The organism is Dendronalium sp. ChiSLP03b (genome assembly GCF_034531165.2).
GTDB lineage: Bacteria > Cyanobacteriota > Cyanobacteriia > Cyanobacteriales > Nostocaceae > Dendronalium > Dendronalium minutum.
In genome coordinates this window covers 1-21,369 of record NZ_JAVRBR020000088.1, presented here as the reverse complement: position 1 = coordinate 21,369, position 21,369 = coordinate 1, and the positions used below count along the sequence as shown (strand labels likewise).

Genomic DNA, 21,369 nt, shown 5'->3' with positions numbered 1-21,369 from the left:
ATAAATTTTGCCGTGGTGTAGTGAAAATTTGTTCTCCAGAACTTCCAACTGGTGCCACTGTAGAAGTGATAATACTTCTGGAGTCACTTCCACAGCAGTCTGAAAAGTCTTTAACTAGCTTTATCGGATCTGCTAAAGGCAGTTTTACCACACCAGAAGAAGTTGATAAATTTATTCGCCAAGAACGGGATGTATGGGAATTTTAAATGCTGTTCAAGGTAAATGTTCTACCTTTCTAAGCAACGATCGCCGCTTTCAGAGTGTACCTAGTCTACCAGTAGTTTTACTGTCTCAAATTAATTTTCCTTAGCTAACATAAGAGAAGCGATTTAGCTGAAGCCAATCATGACAGAAAGACAGACACGGCGTAATTTCTTAATGACCAGTGTTGCTGTCACTGGCAGTATTGTAGCAACAACTGCTTTGCAAAAAAATGCTGCTAACACCGCTACACCACTAACAAGTATGCCAGAGCGATCGCTAGGACGCACGGGAGTAAAAGTACCTATCTTCGGCTTGGGAGGAGCGGGACAAACACCGCTATCCTGGCAAGGAAAAGAGCGTGAAGCTGAGGCAATTATTCAAAAAGCGCTGGAACTTGGCATCCGTTACTTTGATACTGCGGCTAGTTATGGCCCAAGTGAAGATTATTTAGGTAAAGTTTTACCACCCCATCGCTCAAAGCTGTTTTTAACCAGTAAGACCGATAAAAGAGATCGAGACGGTGCATGGCGAGAATTGGAGCGATCGCTTAAACGTCTCAATACAGATTATCTCGATTTGTGGCAGTTACATCACGTTTCTTTTGCTCAAGAACTCGACACCATATTTAGTAAATCTGGTGCTATCAAAGCTTTAGAAGAAGCAATCCAGCAGAAACTTGTGCGGTTCGCAGGTATTACCGGACATCACGATCCTTCAGTGATTGCTGAAGGATTGCGTCGCTATCCTTTCCACACGACGCTGATTCCTGTGAATGCTGCGGACAAACACCATCCTCGTCTGTTCATCCCAGTAGTTCTACCAGTAGCGCAAGAAAAAAATATCGGTGTAATTGCGATGAAAGTCCCGGCTTACGGACGACTGTTTAAGCCTGGTGGGTTAGCAGGTATGCAGCAAGCTTTGGGATATGCGCTGTCTCAGCCTGGAGTTGATTGTTGTGTAATTGCCGCTGAAACCATCACACAATTAGAAGATAATGTCAAGATAGCGCGTGTTTTTCAGCCTCTGAATGAGAAAGAATTGACTGCGATCGCTCAACAGACTGCTGATATTTGGGAAGATAGTACATTTTTCCGTGCTTGGACTTAGTGAAACCTTGCAGATATTACACTTAATAATCCCTATAGTAACGTTGTGCTGCTTGTGACATATTTAGTTGTAGTAGCTTTTCATCTCCCAACTGCTGCCGGAAACTAGGCTTGAAAGCTGAGACATTCAAAATACGAAGAATCTCTGCTGCTACAGCTTTTGCTAGTAGTGGTGGTACAGAGTTACCGACTTGCCGGAATCCATGCCATTTGGTGACATGAAATCTAAACCAGTCTGGGTAAGAATGTAGTCTTGCTGCTTCTCTGACTGTGATGCAGCGGGGTGTAAATGGATGAATCGGTCGTGGAGAAGTAAAAGAACCTTTATACTGGTCTGTGCCTGCTCGCAGGGTGTTGCATACGCCAGCAGGGTGCAATTTATGGAAACGACTAATTGGCTCTCTTTCTCCTTGAGTCGTAGCAGCAAAGCGTTCAATAGTCGTCGGTGAGTGTTTTGTTCTCAAACTTGAGGAGAGAATTCGAGAATCAAATTCACGTTGGTAGGAATAATCATCCGCTAAAGTGCTGATACTGCGAAGAATCTGAGTGTAATTACTAGGTTTGCCATACTCCGCTACGACCCAGTCTCTTTGTAGTAACTCTAAGTATTGTTCTGCTTCTGGTAAATCTCCAATTGCGTCCCGCACTGTCGGTCCAATTGGAAGTGCAAATGAATCTTGGCGTGCGGAATCATTTGGCTTTGCTGTTTGGGTAATTGGTTGGGGATATTTTGGTAACTCTGCATCCTCTCTTGCGCCAATTAAAAATAAACGCTCCCGTGACTGTGGCACTCCATAATGAGCAGCGTTGAGAACTTGGTATTTTTCTTCAACTTGATAGCCTTTATTTTGAAACTCGCTAATCAAGGTTTGAAGAATTTTTTTGTGTTCGCCGACAGTTATGCCTCGAACATTTTCCATGACAAAAAATTTCGGTTTTAGCTCTAAAACCAGTCGATGAAAGTGAAACACCAGGGAATTTCGCGGATCATCAAAAGCTCGTTTGCCTATTAATGAAAATCCTTGGCAGGGTGAACCACAAATAACAACATCAATTTCGCGATCGCCTATTTCCGACCTATTGCGAATTTCTTCCCCTGTTGTATCTACAACGCTTTTGCATAACACAGAGCAAAAAGGAAAGTTAAACTCGTGTGTGGCACAGTGAATGGGGTCGATTTCCACAGATGCCAGCACATCAAAGCCAGCTTGTTCAAAGCCAAGGGTCATGCCACCTGCACCTGCAAACAGGTCAACTGCGATCGGCCGTTGCTTTATCATCTCATGAGCCATGACCAAAAAGTGTGAAGGGTGAAGGCTGAAATTTTATACTTTCATACTTCATACTTCATCCTTTACCCTTTATTTAGCATTTGCAAAATTTCTTGAGCCGCGCGATCGCATACCCCTACTTCTCCCAAACAGCATCGCATTTGGGCATAATCTGCCAAAGTTCGCTGTCTGCGCTCAGGATTGATTAGTAATTCCATTGCTGCTTGGGTAATATTCTCTGGTGTTGCCTGCTCTTGTAACAACTCTGGCACAATCGGCTTCATCACTACTAAATTAGTTGGTGAAGCGAAAGGTATGGAACCTTTAAGAATTTTTCGGGCAATCCAAACAGTAACGGGATTCAAGCGATAGACTACAACTTGCGGCACATTTAATAGAGCAAGTTCTAAATTAACGGTGCCAGATTTGGTAATGGCAAAATCAGCAGCGGCAAATACTTCTTTTTGTTGACCTGATACGACTGTAGCCCGCAGACCGTAACGTCTAATAGCCTCTTCAATTGGCTGTCTGTAAATTTCTAGAGACAGAGGAATCCAAAAATGAACTTTAGGTAATTTCGCTTGAATAGTTTGGGCAGCTTGAAAAATTACTGGTAAAAGATATTTTAATTCTTGGCGGCGAGAGGCGGGTAAAAGAGCGATCGCTATCTGTTTCGGTTCAATACCCAATTTAGCGCGGGCTTCGAGGCGACTAGGAGCGCTTTGCATTCTGTCTATGAGAGGATGCCCTACCCAACTCACATTTGCGCCGTTAGCGCGAAAATAACGTGCTTCCTCTGGAAAGATTGCTAAGAGTTTGTCTGTGAAACCGACAATTCGGGAAGTATTACGCAAACTCATTGACCACACCCACTCTTGGGGTGCAATGTAATACACTACAGGCACTTGTGGCAGGTGCTTTTGCATGTAAGTACCAATGCCGATATTTGGTCCCATATAGTCAATCAGCACTACTAAGTCAGGGGGATTTTGCTTGAGGTAGGCGATCGCTTGGCGTTGCACCTGGAGAGTAGGCAAAATATAAGGCAGGGATTCTATCAAACCCATCGAGCCAATACCACTGGTATTGCCTAGAATGGTTGCCCCTGATTCTGCCATCTTCTCGCCGCCCAGAGCCACAATCTCTAATTGCAAACTAGCAGCAGCTTGACGCTTCATAGCCGTAATTAGCAGCGACCCTTGCAAATCGCCAGACACCTCGCCAGTGCTGATAAATATCCGCATTTGTTAACTTAGTAATTAATAGAAATTAGGAGGCAGGAGTCAGAATTCAGAACTCAGGAGAGTTATTAGTTATTTTCCTTATCCCCCATCCCCACGTCCCCCCTTATCCTCCTCATCCTTATCTCCCCCACTCCCTACTCATCGTTCAGGCTTGGTTTACCTTTTTTTCCAGGAATCAATCCACGCCTTCCTGGCATCTGAGAAAGTAGCAGGAAGCGACGTAGATGTTGCAGTTGTTCGGTTTCTCCTAGTTGTTCCAACTGTTCTAAGGCATCCTTAAAGGTTAAGCCAGAGCGGTAAAGAATGCGGAAGGCTTTTTTGAGGATTTGTAGGTCGGTTGAGTTCATGCCAGAACGTTTGAGTCCCACAAGATTGAGGGTTCGCACTCGTGCTGGATTTCCCTCTACCAGCATGTAAGGTGGCACATCGCGGTCAATACGTGCCAAGCCACCCACCATTGCCATCCCACCGATATGCACAAATTGATGGACACCTAAAACTCCACTTAACCTTGCCCGTGATTCTATATGGACATGACCTGCCAACGCCACAGAGTTAGCAATGACCACAGAGTCTTCAATTACGCAGTTGTGAGCTACATGCACATAAGCCATCAGCAAATTATTGTTGCCAATCACCGTTGCTTCACCTGCACCAGTGGCGCGGTTAATGGTGACGTACTCACGAATCAAGTTGTTGTCGCCAATTTTGACCCAAGTAGGTTCTCCCACAAACTTGAGATCCTGGGGTTCCATACCGATAGCTGCACCTGGGAAAAACTGATTTCGCGCTCCAATTTCACAAGGCCCTTCCAGCACTACATGAGGGCCAATGATTGTTTCAGGCCCGACTTTGACATGCGCTCCAATCACAGCATAGGCACCGACTTCCACTGTTGGGTGGAGTTCCGACTTAGGATGAATTACAGCAGTTGGATGAATAAGCGTCTTCAAGGGTGAATCTCCAGAACTGTCTTTGAGAGCCAGCGCTGTGCTTTGATTGCCAAAGTTAATGCGACTGGCGTTGCTAAGTGTGTAAGTATTCAGTGGCCGAAAGTGTCGGGCAAAGCAAGTTCAGTGTGTTCGCGTAGCGTCTCGTAAGAGAGGGAGTCAAAAATCAAGAAATTTTAAAATGCTATTATGGATTATTTTTTTACTGCTATCCTGGTTCAGGATTAAGTAAGGGCACATCACGGCTGTACCCACACTTAAAAGGCAAATTTTTAGTTAATCAAAGAAAACATCAATTCGCCTTCGGCAGCGAGCTGACCGTCAACCTCGGCACGGGCTTGCATCTTACCGAAACGACGTTGTTTTACCGTTAACAGTTCCACCGTCATCACTAGTTGATCTCCTGGTACTACTTGTCGACGGAAGCGGACTTTATCGATACCAGCAAAAACAAACAGTCCGTCTTCAAATCCAGGCAGTTGCTTCAAAACAATACCCCCGACCTGTGCCATCGCTTCTACAATCAGCACTCCTGGCATCAGTGGTCGTCCTGGGAAATGTCCTTGGAACTGAGGTTCGTTGACAGTGACGTTTTTAACGCCTATAGCTAGTTTCCCTGGCACATAGTCAATTATTTTGTCTACAAGTAAAAATGGGTAGCGGTGAGGTAGCAGTTGCTGGATTTCTTCAGATGTGAAAGTAGTTTTAATCTCAGATGTGGTTTTAGTCTCATTAGTAGACTGTTGTTCGGTAGATGTAGGTAATGTAGTGTCTGTAGTATTGACTTCGGTGAGGATTGACATGGGCAGTGTGGTTTTTTGAATTTGGGATTTAAAGTAGTTGTACGCTGAAACCTTTAATCATCTTGGATTTTAAATTAAATCCAAATCCAAAATCTAAAATCCTTCTTGGAAAGTTTGCTGCACAGGGAAACTCTCCAAGGCTCGAGGACTCGCTAACGCTTCGCTATAGCAACTTTCCGCTAAATCTAAAATTTTCTGAGCCAGTTGAATGTGTAAATTGTGGCTGGCTTTGTACGCTAAAAAATGAGCATGAGGAAAAGTTCCTAATAAACTCAAATCTCCTACTAAATCCAAGATTTTATGACGAACTGGCTCATTTGCAAATCTTAATGGTGGATTTAGCCAACCTTCAGGACCACAAACGAGTGCATTATCTAAACTGCCACCTTTGATTAATCCCGTTTTTTGTAAGTGTTCAATTTGATGCAGTAAACCAAAAGTACGTGCAGGAGCAATTTCCGCAGCAAAGCTAGCAGAAGCTATTCCTAAATCAGTAGGAGGTGACCAACTGTGCCATTGGTTACCAATAGCGGGCAGATCGAAGTCGATACCGTAACTAAAGCGGGTTTCCGGTGCTGGGAGGGCACAACCAAAGGCATCGCCCTGATAGATCCATATTGGCTCTTTAACAGCCAAAGGGACTTGGTTGTTAGCGACTGATTGTGAGACTAAACCAACTTGGGCAATGCTGGTCGTCCACACTGCTGCCGAACCATCTAAAAGTGGTACTTCAGGGCCATCAATTTCAATGCGGGCGTTATCCACACCCATACCCACTAGCGCTGCTAATAAATGTTCTACTGTGCGAACACATGCCTCACCTTTACCTAACTGAGTTGAAAGAACAGTGTGGTTTACTGCTGCAACTTGGGCTGGAATTATCGGTAAATCCGGTAAATCCACTCGTACAAAGTAGCGTCCGCTTCCTGCCTCAGCTGGTAGTATCCGTACACGAGTACTTACACCGCTATGCAGTCCCACTCCAGCTGCGGCGATTTCCGCTGCTATGGTGTGCTGTTGCATAAGCGAAAAGTAAATATATTTAGATTTGTATCATTCATGTGAAGTTTTGGCAAAGCCCCTGATTAGTCAATGGTCATTAGTCAGTAGTCATTTGCTACTGACTAATGACTACTTAAAACCTTTCACCAATACCAAAGTTAATGCGACTATCACCGTCATCGCTGAGACCATAGTCAATGCGAATTGGCCCTAATGGTGACTGTACGCGCACACCCAGACCATAGCCGTAGCCGGTTCCGTTTTTATCCAATAATCGGGCTGCTTCAGTACTGGTTCCCAGATCGCTACCAACATCAAAAAATAGTGCGCCACTGACCACGGAAAAAACTGGGAAGCGATACTCAACAGATGCTTGCACATAACTGCGTCCAGTACTTAATGCACCTTCTTCATAACCCCGAACAGAGTTGCTACCACCAAGGGTAAATGCTTCGTAAGGAGGCAAGTCACCAAGGATAGTTCCTCCTTGCAAGTTAAATGCTAGGGTTTGTGGCCCTTTGGCGAGACTAATAAAGTTAACAGGTAAATATTGGCTGTAGCTACCTCGTAATCTGGTAAGTAAAATGCTACCTGTTCCTATGGGTACTGACTGATCGATGCCGAAGCGGAGATAAGAACCGTTGGTGGGTTGTAAGGGATTATTGCGGCGATCGCGCTGTGCCCCTAATTGGAATAGCAGTAAATCGTCTTCACCTTCCCCAGAGAAGCTCAGGTCAATTGGTTCTCCCCTAACGATATTTCCAGCCTCATCGAGAACCGCTCCTTCTTTTCTGATGTTGCCATCGGCATCACGGGTGGAAACTCTTTGATACTGCAAACCTGCTGAAGCTGTCCATTCCGATCTTTCGTAAGGATTACCGGAAAGAGGGCGGGTAAAGGTGACACCGCCACCTAAACGTAAAACACGGGGGCGATCGCCATCATCTGTTTGCCCTACTTGATAGGTTCTAATATCCTCATCTGTACCATCAAAAATCAACGAAACGGAACTGCGGCGGAAAATATTGGTTGTGTAAGAAGTCCGATAGGGGTCGCCCGCAATCCAGGGGTCGGTAAATCGCAGGTCAAAAAGTAGTTCCCGCTGTCCTACCTGTAACTCTGCCCCTAGTTTTTGGTTTCTACCATTCAGGTTTTGCTGCTGATAGCTCACTGTACCAAACAGTCCACTGGCAGAACTAATCCCAGCGCCAGCGGCGATCGAACCACTGCTACGTTCGGCCACATTCACAACCACATCCACCTTACTGGGGTCAGTACCAGGATCGAGGGAGACATTCACATCTTCAAACAATCCTAGTCCATATACCCGCTGTAGGTCTTTTTGCACTGTGTTGCGGTTGAATACTTGTCCTGGCTTCAACTCCAATTCTCGTTTAATCACATACTCTTGTGTGCGACCCCGAATTGGTTGCCCTTTTTCGTCTGTTTCTTGACCTTCTTTATTGCGGAACCGGACTTTAACGTTTTCTACTACCCCTTCTGCTACTTGTAAGGTGACAACTCCGTTTTCAGAGACTTGCGGCGCTCCAATCACGTTTGCTAGCACGTAACCTTGGTCTTGATACCGCTTGGTTAACTGCTTGATACCTTCCTGCAAGTCGCGCAAGTTGAGTATCTTACCATACTGTTCGCGGAAAACTTCATCTGTGGTTGTGGCAGGGAGTACGGAAGCAACACCAGTGCCAGGATTAGCTTGCACTTGCACTTTCGTCAGGACGGGGTTGGGCTGCACAATGAAGCTGACTCGCACTCCCAAGGGCGTATCTTCTGGTACTGCCTGGACGTTGGAGAAGAAGCCAGTACCAAATATGGCATTAATATCTTCTTGTAGTTGGGAGCGGGTTGTTGTCCGTCCTGGTTGAGTACGAATTACTTGGTAAACTTGGTTCTCCAGTTCTGGTGGTAGTGGCCCTGTCTGAGGTTTGACTACTACTTCCGACACCAGCACACGGGGTTCTTCAGTTTCTGGGGTCGCGTTTGGAGACTGCTGACCAGGAATAGTGCCAGGAGATGGGGAAGGCGTTGGTTGCCCAGTTGCTGGGGGTGAAATCTGTGGAGTGGAATTGGGCTGTTGTTGAATTGCAGGGTTTGGGGTTTCAGGTGTTGGAGAAGCCGGTTGTTGCTCAGTGGCTGGGGGTAAAGTTTCTGGAGTGGAAGTTGGAGGGTTGAGGATTGTCCCAGGATTTTGTGCAGTTGTCGGGGTTGTGAAAGTTGGTACTATTTCCGCTGATGTTGCTGTTACTGACTTAGCTGGGAAAACTCCCACAACTTTGAACTGAGTATCCTCCAGTACTTTGACTTTTGTTGAGTTAGATAGAGATTTTGGAATCTCATTAGCCAAATCTTGACTTGTATTCTTTTCTGGCTGCTGATTTGTCGCGGCTGTAAAAACTTCTGCTGTCTGTTTTAGACTGTCGGCGGTTTGTGCATTTGCACTCAGCGAGCCGCCTAAGGGCGCTGCAATTGCTACAGCTGCCACCAATACTGGAGATAAACGCATTTTCTTTACATTCCTCTTCACATCCACACACCATCACAAACTAGTCAGTTAACAAAAGACGATTCACACGAGTTTAATTTATTTTGCCCAGTTAATTTTTACTTTCTACTGCTTGAAGCACTCGTTGTAAAACCTCCTGATAAGCATCTTCTACATTCCCTAGGTCTCGGCGGAAGCGGTCTTTATCCATTACCCGGCGGTTAGGGTCTGCTTCTGCTGTGTTCCACAAACGGCAAGTGTCGGGACTAATTTCATCTGCCAAGAGCAACTGCTGTTGTGAGTCCAAACCAAATTCTAGTTTGAAGTCTACTAGGGTAATGCCGCACTGCTGCCAAAATCCACTGAGAAATTGGTTGATTTGCAATGCAAGATTGGTAATTGCATCCACTTGTTCCGGAGTGGCTAGTTCCATTAACAGCAGGCGATCGCGTGTTAACAGCGGATCGCCCAATTGGTCGTTTTTGTAATAAAACTCTACCAAAGGCTGTTTCAAAACTGTACCCACTGGTAAGCCTGTCTGCTGACACAGACTACCAGCAGCAATATTTCTCACAACTACTTCTAATGGCAAAATCTTGACTGACCTGACTCGCATTTGATTTGGGGACGGGCTGTCAATAAAGTGAGTTTTGATACCGTGTGCTTCCAATTGTTTAAATAGCTGGCTGGAAATGCTACAATTGATTTGTCCCTTGCCGAGAATAGTACCGCGCTTTTGGGCGTTAAAGGCAGTGGCATCGTCTTTAAAATCAGCCAACAAGACTTCCGGATCGTCTGTGGTATAAAGAATTTTTGCTTTGCCTTCGTATAACTTAGAATGAACAGACATGGTGGGAAGTTAGGTTTTAGGCGATGGACAGCTTTTGTCTTTTCGGGCTTAACCATTTTATCTTTAGTTATTGAAGATTAGCCATTAGGGTTTAGCCAGCCATTACCTCTCAGTACACAGCGACAAAAAAATTACAATTAACATCTAACTCATGATAGAAGACAATCGTTTTTTGAATGTGTTATGGTCTTTTTAAGTAGATTTTAGATTAAATTGTAATAAATATTACTTTATAAAACTGTATTTTTTGATAAAAGGTATATAATCCTCAATAATTGGCAGTTTTAGTTGAAGTAAAGTTAATTACAATGTAACTTTATTTCATAAGTGATGAAATAACTGGCAATTAACAAGGAGAGTCAACCTTTGTATCTTGTCAGTTTTAGAAAAATTTGTTTGTGAAGCTTACTGTAGAAGTATTTTGTACGGTTTGCTTGCCATCAGAGCATTTCACAATTTATCTTCTGTTCTCAAAGTTCAGAATGAACCAATTCCTGGACAACCTTTTTTGAAAAGGGTATCAATGATTTAGTTTCTCATAGTCTGACAAAACAGAGATGAGAGTGGTTAGTGGTTTAGCTTTAGATATAAAAATAGTAAGGAAATTGAATAAGTGGAGAAAAAATGGTAAATAAAGATGATTTTCTCTATCCTCGTGGTCGCTATTACGGTCAAGTAAAGCCAGAGAACTTGGTATTTAATGCGAATCTACAAGAATTTGCTCAACGAGTCAGTTACGTGTGTAACTTAGAAACAGGTGGGAAAATATCTCCAGATGAAGCTTACGAACAAATAAAGGCTTTGTGGAAACAGTTGAAAAACTCGAAAAAAGAATTAAAAATTGGTGAAAATCCTTTTCAGGCAGGAGGTGGAGACGCTGAAAGTTGATCGAGATGCAGGATTAAATTTTATACTTCCTACTTCAGTTGACTATTTCGTTATTACTGTCCAAACACCATCCCAAGAATCTGGAGGTGGTGTTTGTTGGTAATTATGAGCGCGTTCGAGGTGAATGTTAACAGCTTGGTCTGTAGGTCGAATCTGTTTAGCAGCTTCAAAACAGGCGATCGCTTGGCGGAAGTTTTGAGATAAATAAGCAGTACGTCCAGCATGGTAATGGTATAAAAACTCTTGAGTGATGGTATTTAGGGGAGTAGTGCGATCGCTAATTAACTCATAGATATTCACCGCCTGATGTTTACCCTTAACCCGAATTTTATCCAACTGACGCACCCAAATTAAATCGCTGCAAAGCTGGTGAGTAAACTCACTCAAAATAATATCGCAACCGTATTCCTTGGTAACTCCTTCCAAGCGGGAACTTAAATTTACACCATCCCCGATAACGGTATAATCCATGCGCTTGTGCGAACCAATATTGCCTGAAACCACTTCCCCAGAACTAATGCCAATACCTATTTGGATTTGAGGCTGTGCCTGGATAATTCGCCGTTGGTTAAATTCCTCCAAACGTTGCCGCATATCCAGGGCTGACTGCACCGCCCTCCAAGCATGATTTTCTGTTAGTGGTAAGGGCGCGCCAAACACTGCCATTAAGGCATCACCTATAAACTTATCCAGCGTCCCTTCATAGTTAAAAACTGCCTCTACCATCGTTTCAAAATATTGATTCAGCAGTGATACTACCTCAGCCGCACCAAGATTCTCCGTAAGTGTCGTGTAACCTCGGATATCAGAAAATAAAATAGTAACTTCCTTGCGCTCGCCCACCAATAAAGCGTCGTCACCCAGTACCATAACTTGCTCGGCAACATGGGGAGTTAGGTAGCGGTACATGGTATTTTTCATCCGCTTTTCCTGGCTAATGTCTTCCAAAACCACCAAACCACCCCGCACTCCACCTTCTGGGTTTGTTAAGGGATTAACAGTCAGATTGATACTGCGTTCTAGTTTTTGCACCTGACTAGAAGTGAGAAACTCAGATTGGGGAGTCAAAGATAAGTTCCAGGGAATAAAAATATCTGGATTAGTGCGAGATCGTACCGCCAGAATTAAGTGCTGATTGCTGATTAAGGGACATGAGGGAAATAAGTCTTCACTCCTAACTTTTAACTCCTCACTCTTGACTTGGTACAGTCCTACCGTCAAATTTTGTTCTGGTACATAATGCTTTGCCCCAGTTGTTAAACTATCCTCCAAACGCATTTGTAAATTTTCAATCGGTACAACTTCCCAAACTAAACGACCTATTAAATTTTGTTCCCATAAAAGCTTGTTACTTTTGATATTAACCTCAACCAAAGGACAGCCTAGTAACGCTAAGGCCGCATCATTAATTGTGACAATTCGTCCTGCCATATCTGTAGAAATTACTGCATCTGACAAACTTTGCAAGATGTCTTTTTGATACTGTTTTTCTAGCAGTACATTTTCAAACAAACGAGCATTTTCTAAAGCAATGCCTGCTTGAATATTAAAAGCTCGCATAAACTCTTCATCAGAGGCAGTAAAACTACCTTGATGCTTATTAATTAACTGTGTTACGCCAATTAATTCATTTGCGGAATTAAACACTGGTAAACATAATATATTGCGGGTTAAATACCCAGTCCTTCTATCTGTAGTCGGGTCAAAACGGGGGTCTTTATAAGCATCAGGAATATTCAGCGCTTCACCTGTAGAAGCTACATAGCCAGCAATACCACGGTTGGCTGGCATTCTGATTTCCATCATGTTTGTACCATCTGCTGCTGCTACTTTTGTCCAGAGTTCGCCCATTTCTTTACGATACAAAAACAGCGTACTGCGGTCTGCTTGCATTAAAATTCGGGCTTGCTCCATGACTATTTGCAAAGTTGCTTCTAAATCTAAACTTTGCCCCAGCGTCTGGGTTGCCCGCAACAGAGCCGCTGCACCCCGTTGATTGCGAGCTGCTACATAGAAAGATTGACAGCTTTCTAGAATAATTCCAATAGAAGAGGCAAAGTCCCGAAAACGTTCTTCATCATCATAGTTAAACGGAGTATTTCCAGTTTTATTTGCTAGTTGCACTACTGCAACTGTCTGATTTTTGCTACTCACAACAGGCATACATAAAAGGTTGCGAATTGTGTAACCCATTTGCTTTTCTAGTTCGGGGCTGAAAAGCGGATGAATAGAGGTTTCAGATATGTTTAAATGTTGAGCTGTACTGGCAACATGACCGGGAATACCAACTGTAATAGGAATACGAATTTCTAAAAATTTTTGTGTATTATCTTGGGGCACTTTTGACCACAGCTGACCTTTATCATAATCTACTAAAAAAATTGCTGTGTGTTCTGCTTGGAGAATTTGTCCGATTTTGAGTGTAATTGCCTCTAGAACTTGCTCTAACATTGTTTCTAGAGTTTCATTATTGATTAGCTCAATCGCTCTGAGAAATTGCTGGAACTCAGCAGTAATAAAGTCAAGTAAGCAAACAAATTCGTTAACAGAAAGGTCTTTGACACGACGCAACAAAGCGTGGGTGCGATTAACTTGAGTAAGTTCAGTTAATGTAGCCAAGACGCTACCAGGATTGGGAAGAGTCATGGAAATTTTAGATTTTAGATTTTAGATTGTAAAATTTAGATTTATCTTGCTATGATAATTACGATTTTCAAGAATTGGGGATAGAATTCTCACATAAAAATTCGTGAAAGTCGATGTGCTGAGTTTGAAAAACCCAGTTTCTTAAAGAAACCGGGTTTATAGTATCTTTTTGATTATGACTTCTTTAAGAAAATCTCTCTATTCACCGCCTCAGTCCAAACGATGAGTTTTTAACTAGAGGCGATATGACAGATTCCCAGAAGTCAAAACCCTATTTAAACTGCTTTTACCAGTTTTTCTGAAAACAGTATTTTTTGATAATAATCTTGAAGTTGACTTGTGGCAGCTGCCCATCCCCAACTTTCTGCTTCCTTACGGGCATTTTGACGAATAATTTCTCGTTCTTGTTTCTGCTCTAAGAGGCGGACAGTAGCAGCTATAGCATCTTGAATATCTGCTTTTGGCTCAAAAAGATATCCGTTTACACCTTCTGTCACAATATCAGGAATCCCGCCAGAACGGGCTGCTACCACTGGACAACCAGCTGCCATGGCTTCTAGCAGTACTAAACCTAGTGTCTCTGTCCGGGAAGGAAATATAAAAGCGTCAGCGCTAGCAAAGGCAGAACCTAACTCTTGTCCAATCAGATAGCCGACAAAATGTGTGTTTGTGTCAGCAAAGTGTTTTTCCAAGGCTTGGCGGTGGGGACCATCGCCTACCAATGCTAATCGGGCTTGCGGAATTGCCTCTAAAATCGGTTTGATGCGCTCAATTTCTTTTTCGGCAGAAAGACGGCCAACATAGAGCAGCAAGGGGCTTTCTGGATGGTTTTGGGAAAGATGCGATCGCATCTCAATACTAGCTAATTCAGGATGAAATAATTCTGTATCCACCCCGCGTTGCCATACATACACTCGTTCAATGCCGTGTGCCGTTAATTCCTCCATCATCGCTGTAGAGGTACAAAGATTCAATGCTGCTTGATTATGAGCGCCTTTGAGTAATTCCCAGAGAACTCCCTCTAGCATTCCTAAACCGTAATGCTGGAGATACTGAGGCAAATGCGTATGGTAAGACGCTACTAAGGGAATCTTGAGAACCTTGCTATAAAAAATCCCAGACAATCCTAAAACTGCTGGGTTCACGACATGAATAATATCTGGCTGAAATTCTTCTAGAGCATAACCAATGCTAGGGCGGGGTAGCGCCATTTTTAACTCTGGATACAATGGTAGGGGAAAGCCAGACACACCATAAACTTTAGCTCCTTTGTGTTCGGTGATACCACCATCAGGGGCAATCACTAACACTTGATTTCCATGACGCTGTAGATGGTCAACAGTATGGCGTAAGCGTGTCACAATGCCGTCAACCTTGGGCAAAAAGGTTTCGGTGAATAGGGCAATTCTCATAAAAAACTATTCAGTACAGGCAGATAATTGCAGCTTTGTTTGCGTTTCGCTATCAAACACAGAGTAAACCGTCTCCTGTGGCGTAATCAATTCCGCACAGTCAGAATTAATGTTTTGCCGCTGCTTTTATACGAAGTCCAAAATGTCCTCAATGTTCGCAATCCAATCTCTGGCATAAGCAGCTAAAAATTGACCGCGTAAGCCCAACTGAATAGCACGTCGTTCTAATTTGACTCCAGATGGGTGATGGTCGGGATCCCATTGCAGCCGAATTTGTGATTGTTTCAGTTCTCTTTGCCATACACTTTTATCTGGATAAAGTTCTGGAACATAGCTGGAATGAACAGCCTTAGCTAAAATTTCATCAAAAGCCAAACGTTTAATCCAAATAGCCAACACCACCTCTTGCCCAGTTTCTGTACCCCATCCGGAACAATACATCATCCACAAGAAGTTAGTCTCGATCCAACTCATGCGGTCAAAACTGAACTCACTACCAAAATAACCGTGTTTGGCGGCGAAGTTACCAATAGCTGGACGATACGCTTGATAAACAACAATTAACTGGTCGTCATATTGTGCTAGAATATGGCGACCAGTTTTAGGCCAGCGATTTACTTGGGTTAAATAGGGTTCTGTAACCAGCTGCACGCGAGGTTTACCAATTCATAATTCGTAATTCGTAATTCGTAATTTAAGAAAGCCAGATTCAATCTGGGTCTGCACATGGTTGAATCTGTAGCTTTCTTTTTGAGAATTGGTTTTAACCTAACTTCTATGCCAAGAGACTTTAGGCAGAATTTGCTTTTTATCAACTCGTTTCTGATACTTGATGGCAAAGTTTAACAGAGAATCGAGTAGAGAATCAGAGAGATAGTGGGGCTGTAAACCTAAATCCAGAAGTTTGGTGTTTTTAGCGTTAAAGTAATGTTCTTCTTTCTCAACTCTGGGATTATCTAGATTATTAATTTCTACATTCAATCCCATGGCGTTCCCGGCTTTTTTCACCATCAATGCTAAGTCACCAACGCTGAATTGTTCGGTAAATTGGTTAAATACCCGGAATTCACCTGGTTGAGCTGGGTTGGCGATCGCTAATTCTACACATCGCACTGTATCTCGGATATCTAAAAATCCGCGAGTTTGTCCACCTTTACCGTAGACGGTTAGGGGGTGTGCGATCGTTGCTTGAATACAAAAACGGTTCAGTGCTGTGCCAAATATGCCATCGTAATCAAGGCGATTAATCAACAGTTCGTCCATTCCCGTTTCTTCGGTTAAGACACCGTAAACTACACCTTGGTTTAAGTCTGTAGCCCGCAATCCCCAAATCCGGCAGGCAAAGTGGATATTGTGGCTATCGTGGACTTTACTTAAGTGATACATTGAACCGGGCTGCTTGGGATAAGGCAGGGTATCTTTGCGCCCATTGTGTTCAATTGTGATATATCCTTCTTCAATGTCAATATTGGGTGTGCCGTATTCACCCATTGTCCCCAGTTTCACTAAATGGCAATCTGGAAAATCTTCCCGCATGGCATACAGTAAGTTCAGCGTGCCAACTACGTTGTTCACCTGCGTTAGAACTGCATGTTCGCGGTCAATCATGGAAAATGGGGCCGAACGCTGTTCGCCAAAATGCACTATGGCGTTTGGCTCAAATCGGTCTAAGGTCTTTTTGAGAAATTCATAGTTAGTAATGTCGCCGACAAACAGATCGATAGATTTACCTGTTAAATCTTGCCAGCGCTGGAGGCGTTGCTGAATTGGTGCGATCGGAGTCAGAGTTTCGATACCCAGTTCATTGTCCCAGTGCCGCCGCACCAAACTATCTAGAATGCCAACTTCATAACCTCGATTGGAAAGGTAAAGTGCAGTTGCCCAACCGCAATACCCATCGCCACCAATAACAAGGACTTTCATCTTTACCAGTTTTTACTCGCTGATAGCTAAATCTATCAGGTTTGTGTACTCTCTCAACCATCAAAAGAAAGAAGAGTCTTGCAAGAAGGTGGAGGAGCAGAGGAGCAGGGGAAGATAAGGTAGTATTATCTTCCTCATCTCCCTCCTCTGCTGGGAATTCGATACTGCTGGGCAATGTAGTAAAACAAACGGTAATAATCTGGAAATTCCTGGCTCTGGCTTCGACCCTGCCAGTGATATTTGACTTGAGCCTGAGTTAGTGTCAGTGTCATTGAACTTACTTGGGCACTAACTTCTACAAGCATCACTCCATATACTCCTTGGGCTGTTTGAAAGTTAAGATTCATCGTTTTTTCAAAGTCCCCTTCTTCGGTCATAGACCTTGGTAGCCGATTAACTGCCCATCCTCGAATTTCCACAGAGTTGTTTTGTGGTGATACAAAGGCAATGCCATCATCGTTTTCTGGTGCTGTTAAAGTAGTCCAGTTGCTGGGATACGGAAACTCAAAGCCATAACGGGAATTACTATAAATCTTCCATGTCAGATTGGAGGAGTTAAAAGCAGGTGCAGAACATCCCCACAGAATCATCAGTAAGACGAGCGCTCCGCTAACGCCTTGAGCAATGGTATAAATTTTTTGCACTAAACCACATGTTTTCACTGTTGCGGATGTAACTGCATTTGTTGCCAAAGTTAATTCTATGAGCAGTTTAGAGACACTCTACTGCGATTTGATTTCATCTGGAACCAAATCGAGTATTCGTTTTATAAATAACTCAGTTTGGTGACTATGTCACTAAAACAAAAGTCGGCTTTGTAAAATTATGTAACAATAAAGCCGTCAAAACGTTTTGCTGTCTTGACAAGTAAAAAGACAGCCGATAACGTAATATACATACCCGGGTAAGGCCGTCAAAGAGTTATATGCAAGCTAAGCAAAAGGTTACTTTGTATTTGTCGCCAGAGCTGCACAGAAAGCTGAAGATTCGTTCAGCCGTTGATTCTGAACCAATGTCGGATCTGGCTGAACGCGCTCTCGTCTTCTACCTGGCTAATTCAGAATTAGTAGAGGAAGTGGAAGCTTCTTCGTTTGGGCGAACTCATCGAGTTCATTCCTGTCCAAATTGTGAGAGTTCGCTGGTTTTGCGCGATGGGGAACTAGTTGCTTTAGGTAATCAGCCGGGAGTAATTGGTCAGGAGCATCTTCCCATTGATGAAATGGAAAAAGATGAAACCCATCCTAAGGGTGAGGAAGAGTTGGTTCCTTGCTAGATAGGAATTATGAATGAGTGGTTCATAATTTTCGGTTGTCGTTACCAACAAAACGATGTCTGTACTGTATAAGGTCTCAAGTAGGTCGATTGTATGAAAGAAGAGCTCAATATCCTAATTCAAGCTCAATACCCTCTAATCTACCTTGTGACCTCCGAGGAAGAGCGGGCTGAGCAAGCGATTTCCACAATCGCTCAAGTATTAAAGCCCCAACGCCGTATATTTGTTTGGACAGTAACTCACGGCATCGTTGAGTATGGTCAGCCCCGGAATGTGACTCAACACAATACTGTTTCTCCAGAGGCAGCTATTGAGTGGATAATTCGGCAGAGAGAACCCGGTATATTTATTCTTAAAGATTTACATCCATTTATTGATGCTCCTGCGACTGCAAGGTCTTTACGTGATGCGATCGCCAGTTTTAAAGGTATGCAAAAGAACATCATTTTGATGTCACCGATGCAGCAAGTACCCATTGAATTGGAAAAGGAAGTTGTAGTTCTCGACTTTACCTTGCCAGATATGTCAGAGTTAAATAAAGTTTTAACTCACCATATAGAGCAAAATCGGGGACGGAGGCTAACAACAGAGGCACGAGAAAAGCTTCTGCGAGCAGCTTTAGGTTTAACTAAAGATGAAGCTGAGAAAGTATATCGTAAGGCGCAGGTAACTACAGGGCGGCTAACAGAAGAAGAAGTTGATATAGTTTTATCCGAGAAAAAGCAGCTAATTCGGCGCAATGGTATCTTAGAATACATTGAAGAAGATGAAACCATTGATGCTGTAGGTGGCTTAGAAGAGCTGAAAAAATGGCTCAAGCAACGCTCCAATGCCTTTACAGAAAGAGCTAGAGAGTATGGTTTGCCTCAACCAAAGGGGATGCTAATTCTAGGAGTTCCAGGTTGTGGTAAATCGTTGATCGCCAAAACTACATCACGACTGTGGGGTTTACCACTGTTGCGCTTGGATATGGGGCGAGTCTACGACGGCTCGATGGTGGGTCGAAGTGAAGCTAATCTGCGTAATGCTCTAAAAACAGCAGAATCCATCTCCCCAGCGATTCTGTTTATCGATGAATTGGATAAATCCTTTGCAGGTAGCACAGGTTCATCCGATTCTGATGGAGGAACCTCAAGTAGAATCTTTGGTTCTTTCCTCACATGGATGCAAGAAAAGAAATCTCCAGTGTTTGTGATGGCAACCGCCAACCGAGTAGAACGCTTACCTGGAGAGTTCTTGAGGAAAGGACGTTTTGATGAAATTTTCTTTGTGGATCTGCCCACACCTGAAGAACGGCAGGATATTTACAAAATCCACCTAACCAAGCGCCGTGAAGACATCTCTCGCTTCGACTTAGAGCAACTAGCCAAGATGTCCGACGGGTTTTCTGGGGCAGAAATTGAACAAGCGCTCGTTGCGGCAATGTACGAAGCATTTGCCCAAGACCGCGAGTTCACCCAATTAGATATTATTGCTGCGCTTAAGGCGACCCTGCCGCTGTCTCGTACCATGCAAGAACAGGTAACAGCCCTCAGAGATTGGGCCAGACAGAGGGCACGCCCCGCAGCATCCTCCGTTGCTGAATATCAGCGAATGGAGTTTTAAAAGCTTTCCTTTGCTAACCCAAGGGGAAAGGCTAGCTGAAAATGCTAGCAGTTACGAAAAAAGCCGCATCATGGTAAGCGCGGCTTCGCCGAAGATAACCGTTGTCGTTTTTCTCAATCTTCTCATTGGAGGAAACCCAAATGTCTCACTTTAGCACTCTGCGTACCAAAATCACCGATGCTGAAATCCTCAAGGCTTCCCTGCGCGACCTAGGTATCAGCGTTAAGACTGAAGCTGATGTACGTGGTTATAACGGTCAGCGCGTTCGTTCTGACATCGTGGCTGTTTTGGAAGGCGAATACGATCTAGGTTGGTCTCGCAACAGCGATGGTTCTTTTGACCTAATCGCTGACCTCTGGGGTGTTGCTAAGAAGCATAACCAAACCGAGTTGATCAACTCCATCAACCAAAAATACGCTGTTAACAAGACCTTGGCTGAAGTAAAACAGCGTGGTCTGCAAAACGCCAATGTCAAATTGGTATTGCAATAGCAATTTCTCTGCGCGTTCCCAAAGCTGCACGGGTTAACCAAGTAATTAGCGGTTAGCCCGCTTTTTTATCGGGACTGAGATGAAATCTCAGTCCTTATTTTAATGGTTTATGATTCATTTTGGCTTTGGTCAAAACGGAGAATCACTCCCTTCCTACCCGGAAGATAAAGCGAAACCCAACCTATAATGTCTGTGTTTGATTTAGTTTGAATGAAATGAACTTAACAAGTTCTTGAACTGTCCGTATGGTTTCGGCTTCTGCATCAGAAATTTCGATCTCAAACTCTTCTTCGATAGCTATTAATAATTCTATTCCATCTATGTTATCCAAACCTAAATCATTGGGTGGAAGATCATAGTTATTTGATGATGATAAAAAAAATCTAAAATATTCTCCTAGTACAAGAGAGCGATCTAGACTTATATTTTCTACTTCTATCGATTGTTGTTCCGAAATTACTTTTTTTAGTCTTTTAACAATAAAATTTTCAGGTAATATCTCTTGATCTTCTAAATTATGGCAACTGTTTTCACTAAATGATGATGAAGTTAAGGATTGGATATTTTCATCTTGAATTGTTTTGTATTCAAGGCATTTTTCCAATTTAAACTTTATTTCATTCAAAACTGCTAGGTTATTATTTAAAAGTTCAAGAACTCCAACTTGTTGATTGATTTGAGACTGGAGTAAATTGGAAAATTTTTCTTGAACTACCTCCTGAAATAAAGCCTGCATTGCTGAGTACTGGTCATTTTCAAAAGCGGCCTTTAAGGCATCTTCATGTGCAGATTTAGATTCTGCCTTAGCTTTGGTATATTGGTCTTGAATTAGATTTTGCTGTACTGTTGCCTTAACAATTGCATTATTACTATTACTGATAGCTTTTTGGATATCAGCTAAAATATTTATTATGGGTTGCATAGTGTGCTTAAACTGCTGTAATTATTTGGAAATAATTTTAAGTTATCATGTACATTTTTATTCATTCCCTACCAAATCTGACTTAAATCTAAAACAAACCCAGGTAGCAATGGGTCACCGCAAATAGTTTTAGGGTTATCTAACCCTCTTTTATCACTTTGGGAGAACCCAATCGCTGAAAGCCTTTCGAGGCTTTAATTTCTAAGTTTTGGCTATAAATTTTAGTTACTGTTAGAAAATAAAGGCTCAAAGCTTGACTCAATCAAAGTTTCAGAATCT

At 43.1% G+C, this 21,369-nt stretch carries 19 protein-coding genes; 6 read left to right on the top strand and 13 right to left on the bottom strand.

The features are described from left to right. Positions 1 to 20: 20 nt before the first annotated feature. Together RMY31_RS20925 and RMY31_RS20920 are read left to right on the top strand one after the other, a co-directional pair. The gene (locus RMY31_RS20925; RefSeq protein ID WP_409878151.1) at positions 21 to 206 is read left to right on the top strand and encodes a hypothetical protein; all 186 of its coding nucleotides are present in this window, start codon (positions 21 to 23) and stop codon (positions 204 to 206) included. A gap of 139 nt (positions 207 to 345) precedes the next feature. Beyond that, positions 346 to 1,311, top strand: coding sequence for an aldo/keto reductase (locus tag RMY31_RS20920; protein ID WP_322662486.1), 966 nt, complete (start codon positions 346 to 348; stop codon positions 1,309 to 1,311). A 22-nt stretch (positions 1,312 to 1,333) separates the two neighbouring features. Here the strand turns inward: RMY31_RS20920 and RMY31_RS20915 are convergent, their stop codons facing one another. The 7 genes from RMY31_RS20915 to purC form a co-directional block, all read right to left on the bottom strand. Further along, positions 1,334 to 2,602 (bottom strand): DNA cytosine methyltransferase, encoded by a 1,269-nt coding sequence (locus tag RMY31_RS20915; protein WP_409878149.1) that lies wholly within the window; start codon positions 2,600 to 2,602, stop codon positions 1,334 to 1,336. 62 nt (positions 2,603 to 2,664) lie between these two features. Further along, entirely contained in the window at positions 2,665 to 3,825 is a 1,161-nt protein-coding gene (gene lpxB, locus RMY31_RS20910) for a lipid-A-disaccharide synthase (protein ID WP_322662490.1), read from the bottom strand. A gap of 134 nt (positions 3,826 to 3,959) precedes the next feature. Continuing rightward, entirely contained in the window at positions 3,960 to 4,778 is an 819-nt protein-coding gene (gene lpxA / locus RMY31_RS20905) for an acyl-ACP--UDP-N-acetylglucosamine O-acyltransferase (protein ID WP_322662492.1), read from the bottom strand. Between the two features lie 269 nt (positions 4,779 to 5,047). Beyond that, positions 5,048 to 5,578: a 3-hydroxyacyl-ACP dehydratase FabZ gene (fabZ, locus tag RMY31_RS20900; RefSeq protein WP_322662494.1), complete on the bottom strand. Its 531-nt coding sequence runs from the start codon at positions 5,576 to 5,578 to the stop codon at positions 5,048 to 5,050. A 93-nt stretch (positions 5,579 to 5,671) separates the two neighbouring features. Further along, positions 5,672 to 6,601 (bottom strand): UDP-3-O-acyl-N-acetylglucosamine deacetylase, encoded by a 930-nt coding sequence (gene lpxC, locus RMY31_RS20895; RefSeq protein ID WP_322662496.1) that lies wholly within the window; start codon positions 6,599 to 6,601, stop codon positions 5,672 to 5,674. 112 nt (positions 6,602 to 6,713) lie between these two features. Next, on the bottom strand, positions 6,714 to 9,101 hold the full coding sequence (locus tag RMY31_RS20890) for a BamA/TamA family outer membrane protein (protein WP_409878148.1): 2,388 nt from the start codon (positions 9,099 to 9,101) through the stop codon (positions 6,714 to 6,716). A 91-nt stretch (positions 9,102 to 9,192) separates the two neighbouring features. Then, positions 9,193 to 9,930, bottom strand: a complete 738-nt coding sequence (gene purC, locus RMY31_RS20885) for a phosphoribosylaminoimidazolesuccinocarboxamide synthase (RefSeq protein WP_322662500.1) — start codon at positions 9,928 to 9,930, stop codon at positions 9,193 to 9,195. A 624-nt stretch (positions 9,931 to 10,554) separates the two neighbouring features. On the opposite strand from purC, the gene RMY31_RS20880 reads away from it, so the two are divergent. Continuing rightward, positions 10,555 to 10,818 carry a hypothetical protein gene (locus RMY31_RS20880; RefSeq protein WP_322662501.1) on the top strand — a complete coding sequence of 88 codons (264 nt, stop codon included), beginning with the start codon at positions 10,555 to 10,557 and terminating at the stop codon, positions 10,816 to 10,818. Between the two features lie 42 nt (positions 10,819 to 10,860). Here the strand turns inward: RMY31_RS20880 and RMY31_RS20875 are convergent, their stop codons facing one another. The 5 genes from RMY31_RS20875 to RMY31_RS20855 form a co-directional block, all read right to left on the bottom strand. Beyond that, positions 10,861 to 13,464: a GAF domain-containing protein gene (locus RMY31_RS20875; RefSeq protein WP_322662503.1), complete on the bottom strand. Its 2,604-nt coding sequence runs from the start codon at positions 13,462 to 13,464 to the stop codon at positions 10,861 to 10,863. 275 nt (positions 13,465 to 13,739) lie between these two features. Then, complete coding sequence (locus RMY31_RS20870; protein WP_322662505.1) at positions 13,740 to 14,876, bottom strand: glycosyltransferase family 1 protein; 1,137 nt, start codon at positions 14,874 to 14,876, stop codon at positions 13,740 to 13,742. Positions 14,877 to 15,002: 126 nt separating this feature from the next. Next, a complete protein-coding gene (locus RMY31_RS20865) occupies positions 15,003 to 15,527 on the bottom strand; it encodes a DUF4291 domain-containing protein (protein WP_322662507.1) in 525 nt (174 codons plus the stop codon). 117 nt (positions 15,528 to 15,644) lie between these two features. After that, positions 15,645 to 16,799: an NAD-dependent epimerase/dehydratase family protein gene (locus RMY31_RS20860; RefSeq protein ID WP_322662509.1), complete on the bottom strand. Its 1,155-nt coding sequence runs from the start codon at positions 16,797 to 16,799 to the stop codon at positions 15,645 to 15,647. A 134-nt stretch (positions 16,800 to 16,933) separates the two neighbouring features. Beyond that, a complete protein-coding gene (locus RMY31_RS20855; RefSeq protein ID WP_322662511.1) occupies positions 16,934 to 17,491 on the bottom strand; it encodes a hypothetical protein in 558 nt (185 codons plus the stop codon). A 233-nt stretch (positions 17,492 to 17,724) separates the two neighbouring features. Here RMY31_RS20855 and RMY31_RS20850 point away from each other — a divergent pair, with 233 nt between their 5' ends. The 3 genes from RMY31_RS20850 to RMY31_RS20840 all read left to right on the top strand — a co-directional run bounded on the left by RMY31_RS20850 (position 17,725) and on the right by RMY31_RS20840 (position 20,168). Then, complete coding sequence (locus RMY31_RS20850; RefSeq protein WP_322662513.1) at positions 17,725 to 18,072, top strand: hypothetical protein; 348 nt, start codon at positions 17,725 to 17,727, stop codon at positions 18,070 to 18,072. Positions 18,073 to 18,165: 93 nt separating this feature from the next. Beyond that, the gene (locus RMY31_RS20845; protein ID WP_322662515.1) at positions 18,166 to 19,677 is read left to right on the top strand and encodes an AAA family ATPase; all 1,512 of its coding nucleotides are present in this window, start codon (positions 18,166 to 18,168) and stop codon (positions 19,675 to 19,677) included. A gap of 140 nt (positions 19,678 to 19,817) precedes the next feature. Then, positions 19,818 to 20,168 carry a DUF1257 domain-containing protein gene (locus RMY31_RS20840; RefSeq protein ID WP_015136553.1) on the top strand — a complete coding sequence of 117 codons (351 nt, stop codon included), beginning with the start codon at positions 19,818 to 19,820 and terminating at the stop codon, positions 20,166 to 20,168. A gap of 181 nt (positions 20,169 to 20,349) precedes the next feature. On the opposite strand, the gene RMY31_RS20835 is transcribed toward RMY31_RS20840, so the two are convergent. Further along, on the bottom strand, positions 20,350 to 21,090 hold the full coding sequence (locus tag RMY31_RS20835) for a phosphopantetheine-binding protein (protein WP_322662517.1): 741 nt from the start codon (positions 21,088 to 21,090) through the stop codon (positions 20,350 to 20,352). Positions 21,091 to 21,369 lie beyond the last annotated feature (279 nt).

Excerpts from the sequence above, each read along its gene's own strand:
- RMY31_RS20920 (WP_322662486.1), top strand. The coding sequence starts at position 346 with ATGACAGAAAGACAGACACGGCGTAATTTCTTAATGACCAGTGTTGCT.
- RMY31_RS20915 (WP_409878149.1), bottom strand. The coding sequence starts at position 2,602 with ATGGCTCATGAGATGATAAAGCAACGGCCGATCGCAGTTGACCTGTTT.
- lpxB (WP_322662490.1), bottom strand. The coding sequence starts at position 3,825 with ATGCGGATATTTATCAGCACTGGCGAGGTGTCTGGCGATTTGCAAGGG.
- fabZ (WP_322662494.1), bottom strand. The coding sequence starts at position 5,578 with ATGTCAATCCTCACCGAAGTCAATACTACAGACACTACATTACCTACA.
- lpxC (WP_322662496.1), bottom strand. The coding sequence starts at position 6,601 with ATGCAACAGCACACCATAGCAGCGGAAATCGCCGCAGCTGGAGTGGGA.
- RMY31_RS20890 (WP_409878148.1), bottom strand. The coding sequence starts at position 9,101 with ATGCGTTTATCTCCAGTATTGGTGGCAGCTGTAGCAATTGCAGCGCCC.
- purC (WP_322662500.1), bottom strand. The coding sequence starts at position 9,930 with ATGTCTGTTCATTCTAAGTTATACGAAGGCAAAGCAAAAATTCTTTAT.
- RMY31_RS20880 (WP_322662501.1), top strand. The coding sequence starts at position 10,555 with ATGGTAAATAAAGATGATTTTCTCTATCCTCGTGGTCGCTATTACGGT.
- RMY31_RS20875 (WP_322662503.1), bottom strand. The coding sequence starts at position 13,464 with ATGACTCTTCCCAATCCTGGTAGCGTCTTGGCTACATTAACTGAACTT.
- RMY31_RS20870 (WP_322662505.1), bottom strand. The coding sequence starts at position 14,876 with ATGAGAATTGCCCTATTCACCGAAACCTTTTTGCCCAAGGTTGACGGC.
- RMY31_RS20860 (WP_322662509.1), bottom strand. The coding sequence starts at position 16,799 with ATGAAAGTCCTTGTTATTGGTGGCGATGGGTATTGCGGTTGGGCAACT.
- RMY31_RS20850 (WP_322662513.1), top strand. The coding sequence starts at position 17,725 with ATGCAAGCTAAGCAAAAGGTTACTTTGTATTTGTCGCCAGAGCTGCAC.
- RMY31_RS20845 (WP_322662515.1), top strand. The coding sequence starts at position 18,166 with ATGAAAGAAGAGCTCAATATCCTAATTCAAGCTCAATACCCTCTAATC.
- RMY31_RS20840 (WP_015136553.1), top strand. The coding sequence starts at position 19,818 with ATGTCTCACTTTAGCACTCTGCGTACCAAAATCACCGATGCTGAAATC.
- RMY31_RS20835 (WP_322662517.1), bottom strand. The coding sequence starts at position 21,090 with ATGCAACCCATAATAAATATTTTAGCTGATATCCAAAAAGCTATCAGT.